Below are 15,733 nucleotides of genomic sequence, written 5' to 3' on the forward strand. Positions count from 1 at the left end.
GCCCCCGGCGTGGACGCCTTGCGGACGCTGCCGCAGGATCTGCCACCCTGCCCGGTGGGCACCGCTCGCTGAGTGGACTGCTCACACCCGGTGGACCTGGGGGCCCAGCAGCGCATAGCGCTGGGCCTCCGCAGCGGTGAGCGAGGTATCGGTGATGATGGCCTCGAACTCCGCCACCTCGGCGAACCGGCAGAAACTCACCGCGCCGAATTTGGTGTGGATCCCCGAGAAAATCCGGCGCCTGGCCGACTTCATTGCCTGTGCCTTGACATGGCCGACTGCCGGATCGGGGGTGGTCAGCCCGTACTCGCAGGAGATGCCGTTGGCCCCGACATACGCCAGATCGATGACCAGGCCGGCCAGCATGTCTGTCACCCAGTGATCCACAGTGGCCATCGTGTTGCGCCGCACCCGACCGCCCAGCAGGAGTATCTGCGTGTTGTCCCGCCCGGCCAGCACGCCCGCGGTGGTGATCGATGCGGTGACGACGGTCAGCCGCCGGTCCTGGGGCAGTGCCTCGGCGATCAGCTGTGGGGTGTAACCCTCGTCGATGAAGACGGTCTCCGCCTCCCCGAGCAACTCGACGGCTGCCGCGGCGATTCGGGCCTTCTGTGGTACGTACCGGGTGGTGCGGGCGGCGAGTGTCGTCTCGAATCCGGCGCTCTCGACGGGATAGGCCCCTCCGTGCTTACGCCGGACAAGGCCGCTCTCTTCCAGCATCCGCAGATCGCGGCGCACGGTTTCCAGGGACACCGCCAACTCCACCGCGAGGGCAGCGACGTCCACCGATCCGTTGTGTCGCGCGACCGTGAGAATGGCACGCCGACGTTCGTCGCCGTCCAGGGTCTTCTCCTCTTCGGTGTGCGGAAGGGCCCTGGCCTTCCCTGTGAGCCTGCCAGGATTCTCCACAAGATCCATCGGCCTTGACCAGTATGTCTGCATTGGGCATAAGTGTCATTGCCTCTCGTATGTTATACGCCATAACTCTCAGGATTTATTATTGCAATCGAAATATGGGGTACGGTCTGTGACGACGATTCGATGTGCTGGAGGACGCCATGGCCGCTGAGACACGGAGCCCGCGGGCCCGCTACCGCGAGCAGACCCGCGCCGAGATCAAGGAGATCGCGCTGCGTCAGCTGGCCGAGGGCGGCGCGCAGGGGGTGGCGCTCACCCGCATCGCCAAGGAGGTGGGGCTGTCCGGCCCGGCCCTGTACAGGTATTTCGCCAGCCGCGACGACTTGCTCAACGACCTGATCCGTGATGCCTACGACGATGTCGCCGCGGAGGTCGGCCGGGTCGGCGCTGATGCACAGGCCGGCCCGAGGCTCGCTCTGCGCGCGCTCGGTGGCGCCTATTTCGACTGGGCGGTGGCGCAGCCGCACCGCTACCTGCTGATCCAGGGCAGTCCGGTGCCCGGTTACGCGGCTCCGCCGGACACCGCGCAGCGGGCGAGGGCGGCCATGGGGCCGTTCGTGAAGGTCTTCGCCCAAGGCGAGGCCGCCGAGGTGGTGCGGCCGGTGGTCGCCGAGATGGAGGGGTGGGTACGCAAGGACCCGGCGGTCGCCGACTGGCTGCACGCATACACGGGCCTGGCCGCGGACGACTCACGCGCCGGGACCGCGCTCGCCGGGACGGTGCTGGCCTGGTCGCATCTGCACGGAACCACCAGCCTGGAGGTGTCCGGTCAGTACGCCGGCATGGGACACCAGGCCCGGACCCTGCTGAATGCCCAACTCGACATGCTCGCGGACGCCTTCGGGCTGAGGTGAGGAGCGAGCGGTCGCGGGTCCGGTTGGGGTGTCCGGCCCGCGGCAGCCGCTTCCGTTGCCTGGCCAGTTCCGACCTCGGCTCGACACCAGGTTTCGACTACCGTTGACAGCGTCTCGCCCGACGCCCGCATCGCCTTCGAGTTCTCAGAAAAGTCCGAATTCTGAGGGGGGAAGGAAGAAGGTGGGGACAATGGAGCTGCCCCTCGTCGTGGGCGTGGACGGATCCGAGTCCAGCCTGCGGGCCGTGGACTGGGCGGCCGACGAGGCAGCCCTGCACGGGGTGCCCCTGCGGCTGGTGAACGCGTCGTTGTGGGAGCGCTACGAAGGGGCCGCAGTCGACGAGGGACCGGACCGCCCCTCGGAGCGGGTGATGGCCGAGAACATCGTCGGCTCCGCCGCGGAGCGCGCTCGCCGCCGCGACCCGGACCTGAAGATCCTGACGGACATCCTGCCCGATGACACGGTGACCGCCCTGCTGAGTGAGGGCCGCAACGCCTCCGCCCTGGTCACCGGCTCGCGCGGCCGAAGCGGACTCGCCGAGATGCTGCTCGGCTCGGTCAGCCTGGCGGTCGCCGCCCGCGCCGACTGCCCGGTGTTCGTCATCCGCGGCAGCCACGCCACCCAGAGCATTACGCACCGGCGGATCGTCCTTGGCGTCGACAAACCCCCACAGGGCTTGGCCGCCGTTCGCTTCGCGTTCCAGGAGGCGCAGGCACGCCGGGCTGCCCTGCACGCCGTCCGGGCCTGGCGCTGTCCCGCGCACGAGACGGCCGATCAGCCTCTGCTCGCGTCAGACGCGGCCCACTACCACGAGAGCCAGGCCGCGGAGACCCTCGAAGAGGCGCTGCGCGAAGCCGCGGCGGACCACCCTGCCGTCGAGCTGCACCGGGAGACGGCCGAAGGCCCCGCCCGCAAGGTGCTCATGAGCGCCTCGTCAGCGGCCGATCTGCTGATCGTCGGCGCCCAGCGGCGGCACGGGCACTTCGGGCTCCAGCTCGGCCGGGTCGCCCACGCGATGTTGCACCACTCCGTCTGCCCCGTGGCCGTCGTACCGCAGCGGGCGTGACTGCCCGTGAGCGCCAAGGCCGGCTCAGCCGGTCAGACCGGCCGCGTGGTCGGGGACGTACGTCTGCAGGTCACGCGGCGGGCGCACATAGCCCGTGGACGGTGGCCGGGGCGGCAGCTCGAGCGCCCGCGGGGGCACTTCGTGGTAGGGGAGGGACGCGAGCAGATGGGCGATCGTATTGATGCGTGCTCTGCGCTTGTTGTCGCTCTCCACGACGAACCACGGCGCCTCCGCGATGTCCGTGTGCACCAGCATCTCGTCCTTGGCCCGGGAGTACGCCTCCCAGCGGGTGATGGACTCCAGGTCCATCGACGAGAGCTTCCACCGACGCGTGGGGTCATCGAGGCGACGCCTGAACCGCTGCTCCTGTACGGCGTCGCTCACCGAGAACCAGTACTTGCGCAGCAGGACCCCGTCCTCGACGAGCATCCGCTCGAAGATAGGGCACTGGTGGAGGAACCGCTGGTGCTCCTCCTTCGTGCAGAAGCCCATCACGTGCTCGACGCCCGCCCGATTGTACCAACTTCGGTCAAACAGTGCGATTTCGCCTGCAGCGGGCAGGTGCGCGATGTAACGCTGGAAGTACCACTGCGTGCGCTCGCGCTCGGTGGGCGTGGGCAGAGCCACGATCCGTGCGACCCGGGGGTTGAGATGCTCCGCGACCCGCTTGATGGTGCCGCCCTTGCCCGCCGCGTCCCGCCCCTCGAACACCACCACGAGTCGCGCGCCTTCCGCGCGCACCCATTCCTGGACCTTCACCAGCTCCGTCTGCAGCCGCAGGAGCTCCCGCTCGTACAGCGCACGCGGCAGCGCTTCGGGCCGCGCCTTCTTGCCGGCCATACCGCCTCCCACGCTCGATGACGTAACGGAGTCACTCATGCCGAAGGTCAAGCACCAGGACAGCACCGTACTGACCGAGGAGGAGCTGCGCACCCTGGACGCCCACTGGCGTGCCGCGAACTATCTGGCCGCCGGGCAGATCTATCTGATGGCCAACCCGCTGCTGAGGGAACCCCTGGAACCCGTGCACATCAAACCGCGGCTGCTCGGCCACTGGGGCACGTCCCCGGGGCTCAACCTCGTCCACACCCATCTCAACCGCGTCATCAAGGCCCGCGGGCTCGACGCCCTGTGTATCTGGGGCCCCGGACACGGCGGCCCGTCGGTCCTGGCCAACTCCTGGCTCGAGGGCAGCTACAGCGAGATCTACCCGAACGTCAGCCGGGACGCCGCCGGCATGGAGACGCTGTTCCGGCAGTTCTCCTTTCCCGGCGGGGTGCCCAGCCATGTCGCCCCGGAGACCCCCGGCTCGATCCACGAGGGCGGTGAACTCGGCTACGCACTGGCGCACGCGTACGGCGCCGCACTCGACAACCCGGATCTGCTCGTCGCCTGCGTGATCGGCGACGGCGAGGCTGAGACAGGCCCGCTCGCCGCCTCCTGGCACTCCAACAAGTTCCTCGACCCCGTCCACGACGGGACGGTGCTGCCCATCCTCCACCTCAACGGCTACAAGATCGCCAACCCGACGGTCCTGTCCCGCATCCCCGAGCCCGAACTCGACGACCTGCTGCGGGGATACGGACACGATCCGATCCACGTCACCGGCGACGACCCCCTCCAGGTCCACCGTGCCATGGCCGCCGCCCTCGACCGCGCCCTGGAGCACATCGCCATCCTGCAGCGCACCGCGCGTGAGGACGGCGTCACGGAGCGGCCGCACTGGCCCGTCATCGTCCTGCGTACGCCCAAGGGCTGGACCGGACCGGCCGAGGTCGACGGGGTGCCGGTCGAAGGCACCTGGCGCTCGCACCAGGTCCCGCTGTCCGGCGTACGGGAAAACCCGGAGCACCTGCGGCAGTTGGAGGCATGGCTGCGCTCCTACCGGCCGGAGGAGCTCTTCGACACGCTGGGCCGGCCCACCGCCGATGTCCTCGCCTGCGTCCCCGAGGGCGCCCGGCGGCTCGGCGCCACCCGGCACGCCAACGGCGGCCTTCTCCTACGCGACCTGCCGATGCCCGATCTTGACCGCTTCGCCGTGCCCGTCGACAAGCCGGGATCGACCCTGCACGAGCCCACCCGGGTCCTCGGCAGTCTCCTTGAACAGCTCATGGAGGCCACGTCCGGGCGCCGGGACTTCCGGCTCGTCGGGCCCGACGAGACAGACTCCAACCGGCTGGGCGCCGTCTTCGGCGCCACCGGCAAGGCCTGGCAGGCACAGACCACCGCGACCGACGAACACCTCTCCCGGCACGGCCGGGTCATGGAGGTCCTCTCCGAACACCTCTGCCAGGGCTGGCTGGAGGGCTATCTCCTCACCGGCCGGCACGGACTGTTCTCCTGCTACGAGGCCTTCGTCCACATCGTCGACTCGATGGTCAACCAGCACATCAAGTGGCTGAAGACGTCCCGGGCACTGACCTGGCGGGCCCCCGTCGCCTCCCTCAACTACCTGCTGACCTCTCATGTCTGGCGGCAGGACCACAACGGCTTCTCGCACCAGGATCCCGGCTTCGTCGATCACGTACTCAACAAGAGCCCCGAGGTCGTACGCGTCTACCTGCCGCCGGACGCCAACACCCTGCTGTCCGTGGCCGACCACGCCCTGCGCAGCCGCGACTACGTCAATGTGATTGTCGCCGGCAAACAGCCCTGCTTCGACTGGCTGTCGATGGACCAGGCCCGCGTCCACTGCGCCCGCGGCGCCGGCGTCTGGGAGTGGGCCGGAACGGCGCACGGCGAGCGCGAGCCGGACGTCGTGCTCGCCTGCGCGGGCGACGTCCCCACCCAGGAGGTGCTGGCCGCCGCGCAGCTGCTGCGCCGGCACCTGCCCCACCTCGCCGTGCGGGTCGTCAACGTCGTCGACATGACCCGGCTGATGCCGCGTGAGGAACACCCGCACGGGATGGCCGACTTCGAGTACGACGGACTGTTCACCCGCGACAAGCCGGTGATCTTCGCGTACCACGGCTACCCCTGGCTCATCCACCGGCTCGCCTACCGCCGCGCGGGCCACGTCAACGTCCATGTCCGCGGCTACAAGGAAATGGGCACCACCACGACGCCGTTCGACATGGTCGTACGCAACGACCTGGACCGCTTCCGGCTGGTCATGGACGTCATCGACCGCGTCCCCGGCCTCGGCGTGCGCGCCGCCGCCGTACGCCAGCACATGGCCGACGCCCGCACCCGCCACCACGCCTGGATCCGCGTACACGGCACCGATCTGCCCGAGATCGCCGACTGGACCTGGACCGGCTGAAACCCGTCCCCCTATCGACGAAAGGAGGTGAACCCGACGCAGAACAGCACGGCAGGCCTGCCCCGGGCACTACGGGGCACGGCGGCCATGGTCCTCGACACCGACGGAGTGATCACCGACTCCGCGCGGGTGCACGCCGCCGCCTGGAAGACGGCCTTCGACGCCTTCCTGCGCGACCACCCTCCCGCCGATCCCTGGCTGACCGACGTGGACGTGCAGGCCGTCGCCGCGAACAAGGAGCGGCTGTTCACCGCGCGACTGCGCGAGCACGGCGTGGATGCCTTCCCCGGCACGGTCCACCTGCTGCACACCCTCCGCTCCGCAGGCGTACCCCTGGCCGCCGCCTCCGCCTCCCGGCACGCCCGTGAACTCCTTGAACACGCGGGAGTGCTGAACCTCTTCGACGCCCTGGTGGACGGAGGCGAGGCGGCACGCCTGCAGCTGCCCGGCAAACCCGACCCCGCGCTGTTCCTGGAGGCGGCCCGTCTGACCGGCATGCCCGCCTCCCGCACCGCCGTCGTCGAGGACGCCCTGGCGGGAGCGGAGGCCGGGCTGCGCGGCGGCTTCGGCCTGGTCGTCGGCGTGGACCGGGCCCGTACCGACGAGACCCGTGCTGAACTGCTGAAGCACGGTGCGGACATCGTGGTCCGTGACCTCGCGGAACTTCTTGCCCCGGAGGACTGACGATGCGCGACTGGACCTGGGAGTACGAAGGCTACGACCCGGAACAGGAGCGGCTGCGCGAGTCCCTGTGCACCCTCGGCAACGGCTACTTCGCGACTCGCGGCGCGGCCCCCGAGTGCACGGCCGACCGGGTCCACTATCCGGGTACGTACGCGGCGGGCTGCTACAACCGGCTGATCTCGGACGTGGCGGGACGACAGGTCGAGAACGAGGACATGGTCAACCTGCCCAACTGGCTGCCGCTGCGATTCCGTACCGACTCCGGGAACTGGCTGTCCCCGGACACCCACAAGATCCTGGGCCACCAGCAGACGCTGGACCTGCGCGCCGGCACGCTTGAGCGCACCCTGGGCTACGAGGACGAGAGCGGCCGGCGCCTCGCGGTGAGGCAGCTTCGCCTGGTGCACATGGCCTCCCCCCATCTGGCCTTGCTGCGCACCGAGTTCACCGCCGATGACTGGTCCGGGGAGATCGAGGTCGAGTCGGCGCTCGACGGAACGGTTACCAACAGCGGAGTTGAGCGCTACCGGCAGCTGGCCGGCCGTCACCTCACCCACGTTCACACCGGGACGTCGGCCCCGGACACCATGTGGCTGCGCTGCCGCACCAGTACCTCCGACATCAGGATCGGCCTGGCGGCCCGCACCGTGGCCCACGTGGCCGATATGGCCTACGTCCCGGCCTCGGCCGAGGCGACCGCTCGCCATGAGAACCTGCGGGTCTCCCAGCTCCTGCGCCTGCCCCTCGCCCCGGGCCGGACCGTCACCGTCGACAAGACGATCGCCCTGCACACCTCCCGGGATCCGGCGATCAGCGATCCGCTGCACGCCGCCGTCGACCGGGTGAACCGCGCCCCGGACTTCGACGCCCTGCTGGCCTCGCACCGCACGGCCTGGCGCCAGCTGTGGCGCGCCGCCGAACTCGACGTGCCGAACAGCGAGGGCCCGATCCTGCGGCTCCACCTCTTCCACGTACTGCAGACGCTCTCCCCGCACACCGCCGAACTCGACGCCGGCGTCCCGGCCCGCGGCCTGCACGGCGAGGCCTACCGCGGCCATGTCTTCTGGGACGAACTGTTCGTCCTGCCCTGTCTGAACCTGCACTTCCCCGAGGTCTCCCGCGCCCTGCTCAGCTACCGCCACCGGCGCCTGGAGCGGGCCTGCTTCGCCGCTCGCGACGCCGGACGAGCCGGGGCCATGTACCCCTGGCAGAGCGGCAGCACCGGCCGCGAGGAGACCCAGCAGCTGCACCTCAACCCGCTCTCGGGGCGCTGGCTGCCCGACCACTCCCGGCTTCAGCACCACGTCGGCTCGGCGATCGCGTACAACGTGTGGCAGTACTGCGAGGCGAGCGGCGACATGGAGTTCCTGCACACCAAGGGCGCCGAAATGCTGCTGCAGATCGCCCGGTTCTGGGCGGACGCGGCGGCGTACGACAAGACGCTCGGCCGCTACCGGATCCGCGGAGTCGTGGGCCCCGACGAGTACCACGACGCCTACCCCGGCGCGAAGGAGGCGGGCCTCGACGACAACGCGTACACCAACGTCACCGCTGCCTGGGTGCTCGCCCGCGCCCTCGACGTACTGCACTGTCTCCCGGAGCCACGCCGCAGGGACCTCGTCGAACGCACCGGACTCGTCGACGGCGAACTCGACACGTGGGAGGAGGTCTCCCGCAAACTGCATGTGCCCTTCCACGCCGGTGTGGTCAGCCAGTTCGAGGGCTACGGCGAACTTACGGAACTCGACTGGGACGCCTACCGGGCCCGCTACGGCGACATCCGGCGCCTCGACCGGATCCTGGAGGCCGAAGGGGACACGGCCAACAACTATCAGGCGTCCAAGCAGGCCGACGTGCTGATGCTCGGCTACCTCTTCTCACCGGCCGAACTCCAGGGCCTCTTCCACCGGCTCGGGTACGAGCTGGACGACACCGCCTGGCAGCGCACCGTGGACCACTATCTGCGCCGCACCAGCCACGGCTCGACGCTCAGCAGTCTCGTGCACGGCTGGGTGCTGGCGAGGGTGCGGCGCGCGGAGGCCTGGGCGTTCTGCCAGGAGGCGCTGGCCGGGGACATCGCCGATCTGCAGGGCGGCACGACGGGGGAGGGCATTCACCTCGGTGCGATGGCCGGCACCCTCGATCTCGTACAGCGGGGACTGACCGGCCTGGAGACGCGGGGCGGCGCGCTGCGGCTCGACCCCGTGCCGCTGCCGGAGCTGTCGGAGTACGGCTTCGCGATCCGCTACCAGGGGCACTGGGGTGTACGGCTCCGGATGAGCGCGGGACAGCTGCAGATCACCGTGCCCGACTCCGACCGGTCACCGATCGACATCGCCCTGCCGGACCGCACGGTGTCCGTGGCACCCGGGGAATCGTGCACCCTCACCCTGCCCCAGGAGCAGTCCACGGGCCAGGACGGCACAACAACCGCCGGGCATCAGGTGTGAGGCCGGCCTACGCCCCCACTGTCCAGCTGTACGGCGGACCGAGGGGCGCTTCCGCCCCGGCCCCCACCCTCTCCATGTCGCGGTCCGCGACCCGCATCAAATGACCCGCGAGGTCTTTGAGCGCGCGGCTCGCCGCGAGCTCGTCACCGATCTCGGGGATGTCCGCGTCCTCTGCGCTGCACCGTGCGGTCCCCTGCCCCGTGAGCGTCGAGGAGCCGGTGTCCAGCACCGCACGCGCATTCGTCGTTCCGTCCTCCTCGGACAGGTACAGTCCGACCTTCCATTCCAGAGTCCGTTTCATGGCCTACCTCCTCGCGCACATGTGCCCGCAGTCGGGGCACCGCCGCGTGGTCCTGTCTCCAGGGTCCTCCCACTCGGGTCCGGCCGCGATGTACACCATCGAAGATCCTTACCGGTGCGTGCTGACGTCGTCGCTCTTGCGTGTCGTGGTGGGTTCTCCGCGGCGGACGGAGCCGGGGGCGCGGGCGGCCGGGTGGTCGGCGTGGGCGGACGAGCTGAGCTGCCAGGGGACGCTGGTGACCATGACGCCGGGGGTGAAGAGCAGGCGGCTCTTGAGCCACAGCGCGGACTGGTTGTGCAGCAGGTTTTCCCACCAGTGGCCGACGACGTACTCGGGGATGAACACCGCGACCACGTCCCGCGGGCTGTCGCGCCTGATGGAGCGGACGTACTCCAGGACGGAGCCGGTGATCTCGCGGTAGGGGGAGTCGAGGACCTTGAGCGGTACCTGAATCCCGTAGTCCTCCCACTGGCGCTGGAGCGCAGTGGCCGCGTCGCGGTCGACCGCGACGGTGAGGGCTTCCAGGCGGTCCGGCCGGAAGGCGCGGGCATAGGCCAGCGCCCGCAGGGTCGGTTTGTGGATGGTGGAGACCAGCACGATGGCCAGCACCCGGGAGGGCGGCACCATTTCGCTGCGCGGGTCGGTGACCGCCAGTTCGGCCGCGGTGGCGTCGTAATGACGGCGGATGCCGCGCATCATCACCCACAGCACGATCGCGGCGAGCACGGCCAGCCAGGCGCCCTGGGTGAACTTGGTGGCCAGCACGATGACCAGGACAAGTCCCGTGATCATCGCGCCCACACCGTTCACGACACGCGCCATCTGGTGGCGGCGGCGCAGGCTCGGGTTGGTCTCGGTGCGTAGCTCGTGGTTCCAGTGCCGGACCATGCCCGTCTGAGAGAGCGTGAAGGAGGTGAACACGCCCAGGATGTAGAGGTGGATGAGGTTGGTGACGTTGGCCTTGAACGCCCACAGCAGCAGTCCGGCCACGACAGCGAGGGCCAGGATGCCGTTGGAGAAGGCGAGCCGGTCGCCGCGGTTGTGGAGTTGGCGCGGCAGGTAGCGGTGTTGCGCGAGGATCGAGGCGAGCAGTGGGAAGCCGTTGAAGGCGGTGTTTGCGGCGAGGATCAGCACCAGGGCGGTGGCGGCCTGGATGAAGTAGAAGCCGACGCTGTTCTCGCCGCCGAAGACGGAGGCGGCGAGCTGGGCGATGACGGTGCGCTGGGTGTAGCTGCCACAGTCGGTCAGGCCGGTCAGCCGGCAGGGGTCTTCGACAATGTGCACCTTGGCGACGATCGCGAGCGTGGTGACGCCGACGAACATCGTGATGGCGATGATGCCCATCGCGGCCATGGTCGCGGCCGCGTTCTGGGACTTGGGCTTGCGGAACGCCGGCACGCCGTTGGAGATCGCTTCCACGCCGGTCAGCGCCGTACAGCCGCTGGAGAACGCGCGCAGGACCAGCATCACCAGGGCCAGGCCCGCCAGGTTCGCGTCTGCGGGGTCCGGTTCGATGCCGTACGCGGCGGTCTCGGCGACCGGTGCGTCCCCGACCAGGTAGCGGAACAGGCCTGTGCCGACCATGATCAGTACGCCGCCGATGAAGAGATACGTCGGGGCGGCGAACGTCTTGCCGGACTCGCGTACGCCGCGCAGGTTCATCGCGGTCAGAAGGGCGACGAAGATGAGCGCCATCAGCACCCGGTAGTCCACCAGCGCCGGCACCGCCGAGATGATGTTGTCCACGCCGGAGGCGACCGAGACGGCCACGGTCATGACGTAGTCGACCAGCAGTGAGGCGGCGACCACCAGACCGGCGGAAGGCCCCAGGTTCGTCGAGGCGACCTCGTACGAGCCGCCACCGCTCGGGTAGGCGTGCACCACTTGCCGGTAGGAGAGCACCACCACGGTCATCAGCGACACGACCGCGGCCGCGATCCACGGCGTGAAGTGCAGATAGGCCAGGCCACCCAACGTGAGCACCAGCAGGATCTCCTGGGTGGCGTAGGCCACCGAGGACAGCGGGTCGGACGCGAAGATCGGCAGGGCGAGGCGCTTGGGCAGCAGCGTTTCGCCCAGCTGCTCGCTGCGCATGGCCCGGCCGATCACCAGCCGCTTGAGTATCCCGGTCACGTTCAGCACCGCGCGAGCGTATGTCGGCCCACCCGCCCATCAGCACGACTCAGACGGGGGGAGAGGCATCAAGAACTCGTTAGGATTCCCTGCCGCTGCGTACATATGGCCCAACTACGCCCGCAGTAGCCGATCGGAACCCGTGGCCTCACCGGCATTCGGGCGGGCCGGCTGTCCTACGGGCATGATGATCCGCGAACCACGGCCAAGGCGCCGAGGACAAGGGTGGTGACGATGAACCCGGACAGCGACACTCCGCAACGGGCAGCGCTCGGCACATGGCCGACCCCGCTCGAGCCCGTGCCACGGCTGGCCCGGGCGCTCGGACTCGGCACGGACGACCTGTGGGTCAAGCGTGACGACCTCACCGGCCTGGGCGGCGGTGGGAACAAGGTACGCAAGCTGGAGTGGACCTGCGGCGCGGCGCTCGCCGAGGGCGCCACCGTCCTGGTGACCACGGGTGCGCCCCAGAGCAATCACGCGCGTCTGACCGCCGCCGCCGGCGCCCGGCTGGGGCTCGACGTCGTACTTGTGCTCGCCGGCGGCCCCGGATCGTCGGCCTCCGGGAACCTGGCACTCGACGGTCTCTTCGGCGCCACGGTCGTATGGGCCGGTGATGCCGACCACGGGGGGCTCGCCTCCACCGCCGAGCAGGTGGCCGAACAGCTCCGGGGACGGGGCGCTCTCCCGGCGCTGATCCCCTTCGGCGGTACCAGCGTCATCGGCGCGCGCGGTTACGCCGAGTGTGGGCGCGAACTCCTCACCCAGGCCCCGGACTTGGCGACTGTGGTCGTCGCCCTCGGCTCTGGTGGCACCATGGCGGGCCTCGTCGGCGAGCTCGGCGCCGCGCGAGTGCTCGGCGTCCATTGCGGCGCCGTCACCGATCCGGCCGGGACCGTGTCCGAGCTGGTCTCCGGCCTGTCCGGCACGCACTGCGAGCCAAAGACGCTGAGACTGCGACTCGACCAGGTCGGCGACGGGTATGGCGTACTGACCGAGCAGGTGATGGCAGCCCTGACCCTGACCGCCCGCACCGAGGGCATCGTGCTCGACCCGATCTACACCGGCCGCGCGATGGCCGGTCTGATCGCAGCGATCCAGGAGGGCGACGTCGTCCCCGGGCAGCGCACGGTCTTCCTGCACTCGGGCGGCCTGCCCGGCCTCTTCGGCCACCCGGCGACGCTCGCGAAAGTAGAGGCCGCACTGACCGTCGAAGGTCATCGCACTCTGCGTTGAGGGCGGGTTGCCGTGACCGGCTTCTTCTCCGCGCGGGTATCGCCGTCTGCTGGCCGCAGACGGCGACCGGAGATCAAGTCAGTGGGGCCAGGATGCGCCGGGCCTGCCGTCCCGAGCCGAGCAGTCGGCCGTCCGCCGTCCATACCGTGCTGTCGTCGACCGCCCAGCCGCTTCCCGCGTGTTCGGTGCGGATACGGACCAGCGCCCAGCCGTCGACGGGCCCATGGTCCAGGGCGTCGCCGTAGTGGACGGTCAGTTCGGCCGAGGGAACGGGCCTCGGTGCGGTCCAGCGCGCGAAGAGCGCAGGGGGCAGGGCATCCGCCAGGATGACGACCGCCTCGGCATCCAGCCCGCGCCCGTCGGCGAAGCGTACCCAGGCCGTCAATTCGGCGCGGTCGCCTCCGCCGAGTGGCCTCGCCGGGGTCGCGGGACGTATGTCGAGGTGCCGCGCGAACGCGGCCAGACGCTCCGGCAGCTCCAGCGCCTCGCAGTCGTCAGCTCCGGGCACGGCGGGGGCCTGGCTGCCGTCGTAGCCAGGGCCGGGGTGCGCAGTGCCGAACACCGCTGAGCCCCGTAGCACTACGGCGCCACCCTGCTCGGCGACGAACGACGCGAACGAGGTGCCCCGCCCGGCACGCTCGACCGCGGCCTCGATCCGGAGGGGATGGCCGTCGACCGGTGCCAGGAAGTGCGTGGTGAGCGTCCGTACGACGGGTGCCTCGCCGAGCAGGCCGCGCATTCCGGCCAACCCCTGTGCCGCCAGATAGCCGCCGTGTACGCCGGCCCACGACCACCACGAACGACCGACGCTGACCGTTGTGCCCGCAGCCGTCATGCTCATGTCGCCGCACCGCCTCTCGGTGAGTTTGAAAACTGGACTTACAGTCGCCACCTTACTCCAGCAGGCTGGAAGAGCGAACCCGTTGCGGAGTGAACTACGCCGAAGTGCAGCACCGTCTTGGCGACTTCGGCCCGCGCGGTCATGGCACCGATGTCGGCCGTGGGGGATCCTGGAGACAGGACCGCGTCCTGGTGGCGCACTCGGGCCGGACGCGGCGAGGAGGTGTGCGATGACTCGGACGCTGGAGTGGAGCGTCCGCCTCCACCTGTCGGAGGAGGACGGCACGACGAAAGCCCGCGCGGTACTGGACACCGGTACCGCTACCCTCACCGGTCATGGGGTAGCCCGCTGCAACCCTCAGGACGTGGACATCCCCACGATCGGCGACGAACTCTCGGCGAGCCGTGCGATGAGAGACCTCGCGGTGCAGCTGATGAGGGCGGCCGACGCTGAGCTGGAGGCCGCGGGCGCCGGAGCGACGAGCGGGCGCGCCGGGCCGCCGTACAGCTGGTCGGACACGGCGACCTAGGTCTGGGGTCACCGGAGACCCGCCGCGACAGGCTCGCAGTCACTCCGACCGGTCGTTCGCGGTGCGGAGTCGGGGCCTGGGCGCCTAGGCTCGGCTGTGTGCTGCGCATCGTTGACGAACTGGCAGGCCGTGGGCCGCTGCGGATCTGCGCCCACGTGCCACCGCCCGGCGGGCCGGGCGGACTGACCGGTCTGCGCGTGCTGCTGGTCGCGGATGTGCTTGCGCGCGTCGTCGAGCTGCGCGGCAGACAGGTCCTGCTGGGGCGGACGGGCCCGAGCGTCCCGTCGGCCGCCGCTGTCGGTATCCGGCCGGCCGACGCCCACGGAACCCCGGACCACATCGCCGACATGCTCGGCGGCCCACCCGGCGTACACCTCACCGACCGCGCGTACGAGGGCGGAAGCGGCGCCTCCCTCCAGGTGGCAGAGGCACATACCTCCATGTCCCTGGCGGGACTTGAGGAGCGGGATCCGCTCGCCGTACGCCTGCTCCTGCTCTCCCACGCCCATCATGAGCCGGTCGCGCTCCGTGCCGAAGCCCTCGACGAGGCCCGCCGCACACTGGCTCGATGGCGGCGTGCCGTAGCCGATTGGGCAGAGCAGCCGTCGAAGCCGATGCCCGCCGACCGCGTGCGCCCGGTCCTTACCGCGCTGGAGGACACGCTTGGCACCCCCGCCGTACTCGACCTGCTGCGGGATCTGGAGACGGCCACGGACGTGTCGGCCGGAGCGAAGTTCGAGACCTTCGCCCATCTGGACCGCGTCCTCGGCCTGGAACTCGCCCGCGAGATCGGCCACCCGCACCCCGCGGGAGCGCCGGCATGAGCCCGCTGCGGCGGCTGGTCGTCCTGCGGCACGCCAAATCCGCACGGCCCGAGGGCGTTCCCGACCATGAGCGCCCCCTCGCCCCTCGCGGCCTGCGCGACGCCCCCGCCGCCGGCCGCTGGCTGGCGGAAGCCGATTGCCTGCCCGACCTCGTCCTGTGCTCCACCGCCCGCCGTACCCGCCAGACCTGGGAGCTGGCCGCCGCGGAGCTGGGCAGCACCCCGCCGGTGCGATACGAGTCCCGCCTCTACGCGGCGGACGACCAGACCATTCTCGATGTCGTAAGCGAAGTGCCCGCCGATGTCGGGACGTTGCTGCTGATCGGACACAACCCCGGCCTCCAGGATCTGATCCTGCTGCTCGCCGGCGAGGCACTCGGCGGCACAATGCAGCGCGCACAGACGAAGTTCCCGACGTCCGCCGTCGCCGTGCTGACCTGGCGTGGCACATGGTCCGCTCTCGCACCGGGCGCCGCGCTGCTCACAGACCTGGCCGTCCCCCGTGGACACCGGTGAGCCCGGCCTCTCATTCACCGCGGCGTGGGGCCGCAGTGCACTGGGCTGAAGCGGCCGGTGGGGTGCGCGTGTCGACCGCATGGCCAGGGCCGGCGACGGTCCATGGTGGTTTCGGAGACA

14 protein-coding genes are annotated in these 15,733 nt (G+C 70.2%); 9 read left to right on the top strand and 5 right to left on the bottom strand.

The window, feature by feature from the left end; genetic code table 11:
* Positions 1-81 precede the first annotated feature (81 nt).
* Positions 82-843, bottom strand: coding sequence for a DeoR/GlpR family DNA-binding transcription regulator (locus ACZ3H8_RS28280; RefSeq protein ID WP_467406755.1), 762 nt, complete (start codon positions 841-843; stop codon positions 82-84).
* A 215-nt stretch (positions 844-1,058) separates the two neighbouring features.
* Between ACZ3H8_RS28280 and ACZ3H8_RS28285 the strand changes: the two genes are divergently transcribed.
* On the top strand, positions 1,059-1,772 hold the full coding sequence (locus ACZ3H8_RS28285) for a TetR/AcrR family transcriptional regulator (RefSeq protein WP_467406604.1): 714 nt from the start codon (positions 1,059-1,061) through the stop codon (positions 1,770-1,772).
* A gap of 190 nt (positions 1,773-1,962) precedes the next feature.
* On the top strand, positions 1,963-2,838 hold the full coding sequence (locus ACZ3H8_RS28290) for a universal stress protein (RefSeq protein WP_467406606.1): 876 nt from the start codon (positions 1,963-1,965) through the stop codon (positions 2,836-2,838).
* A gap of 24 nt (positions 2,839-2,862) precedes the next feature.
* Here the strand turns inward: ACZ3H8_RS28290 and ppk2 are convergent, their stop codons facing one another.
* Positions 2,863-3,678: a polyphosphate kinase 2 gene (gene ppk2, locus ACZ3H8_RS28295; protein ID WP_467406608.1), complete on the bottom strand. Its 816-nt coding sequence runs from the start codon at positions 3,676-3,678 to the stop codon at positions 2,863-2,865.
* A gap of 37 nt (positions 3,679-3,715) precedes the next feature.
* On the opposite strand from ppk2, the gene ACZ3H8_RS28300 reads away from it, so the two are divergent.
* From ACZ3H8_RS28300 to ACZ3H8_RS28310, 3 genes are all read left to right on the top strand, one after another.
* Complete coding sequence (locus ACZ3H8_RS28300; RefSeq protein WP_467406611.1) at positions 3,716-6,100, top strand: phosphoketolase family protein; 2,385 nt, start codon at positions 3,716-3,718, stop codon at positions 6,098-6,100.
* Between the two features lie 87 nt (positions 6,101-6,187).
* Positions 6,188-6,784 carry an HAD family hydrolase gene (locus ACZ3H8_RS28305; protein ID WP_467406756.1) on the top strand — a complete coding sequence of 199 codons (597 nt, stop codon included), beginning with the start codon at positions 6,188-6,190 and terminating at the stop codon, positions 6,782-6,784.
* A 2-nt stretch (positions 6,785-6,786) separates the two neighbouring features.
* Complete coding sequence (locus tag ACZ3H8_RS28310; protein ID WP_467406613.1) at positions 6,787-9,234, top strand: glycoside hydrolase family 65 protein; 2,448 nt, start codon at positions 6,787-6,789, stop codon at positions 9,232-9,234.
* 7 nt (positions 9,235-9,241) lie between these two features.
* Here the strand turns inward: ACZ3H8_RS28310 and ACZ3H8_RS28315 are convergent, their stop codons facing one another.
* Both ACZ3H8_RS28315 and ACZ3H8_RS28320 read right to left on the bottom strand, forming a co-directional pair.
* A complete protein-coding gene (locus ACZ3H8_RS28315; RefSeq protein WP_467406615.1) occupies positions 9,242-9,535 on the bottom strand; it encodes a DUF1876 domain-containing protein in 294 nt (97 codons plus the stop codon).
* Between the two features lie 108 nt (positions 9,536-9,643).
* Entirely contained in the window at positions 9,644-11,629 is a 1,986-nt protein-coding gene (locus ACZ3H8_RS28320) for an APC family permease (protein ID WP_467406759.1), read from the bottom strand.
* 273 nt (positions 11,630-11,902) lie between these two features.
* Here ACZ3H8_RS28320 and ACZ3H8_RS28325 point away from each other — a divergent pair, with 273 nt between their 5' ends.
* Positions 11,903-12,904 carry a D-cysteine desulfhydrase family protein gene (locus ACZ3H8_RS28325; RefSeq protein WP_467406618.1) on the top strand — a complete coding sequence of 334 codons (1,002 nt, stop codon included), beginning with the start codon at positions 11,903-11,905 and terminating at the stop codon, positions 12,902-12,904.
* A 73-nt stretch (positions 12,905-12,977) separates the two neighbouring features.
* On the opposite strand, the gene ACZ3H8_RS28330 is transcribed toward ACZ3H8_RS28325, so the two are convergent.
* Entirely contained in the window at positions 12,978-13,745 is a 768-nt protein-coding gene (locus tag ACZ3H8_RS28330) for an acyl-CoA thioesterase (RefSeq protein ID WP_467406620.1), read from the bottom strand.
* 229 nt (positions 13,746-13,974) lie between these two features.
* On the opposite strand from ACZ3H8_RS28330, the gene ACZ3H8_RS28335 reads away from it, so the two are divergent.
* The 3 genes from ACZ3H8_RS28335 (at position 13,975) to ACZ3H8_RS28345 (ending at position 15,613) form a co-directional block, all read left to right on the top strand.
* The gene (locus ACZ3H8_RS28335; protein WP_467406623.1) at positions 13,975-14,274 is read left to right on the top strand and encodes a DUF1876 domain-containing protein; all 300 of its coding nucleotides are present in this window, start codon (positions 13,975-13,977) and stop codon (positions 14,272-14,274) included.
* 98 nt (positions 14,275-14,372) lie between these two features.
* Positions 14,373-15,098: a hypothetical protein gene (locus tag ACZ3H8_RS28340; RefSeq protein ID WP_467406625.1), complete on the top strand. Its 726-nt coding sequence runs from the start codon at positions 14,373-14,375 to the stop codon at positions 15,096-15,098.
* Positions 15,095-15,613 carry a SixA phosphatase family protein gene (locus tag ACZ3H8_RS28345; RefSeq protein ID WP_467406628.1) on the top strand — a complete coding sequence of 173 codons (519 nt, stop codon included), beginning with the start codon at positions 15,095-15,097 and terminating at the stop codon, positions 15,611-15,613. Before ACZ3H8_RS28340 ends, ACZ3H8_RS28345 begins: the two co-directional genes overlap by 4 nt.
* Positions 15,614-15,733 lie beyond the last annotated feature (120 nt).

Source organism: Streptomyces sp. NPDC002868 (assembly GCF_055563295.1).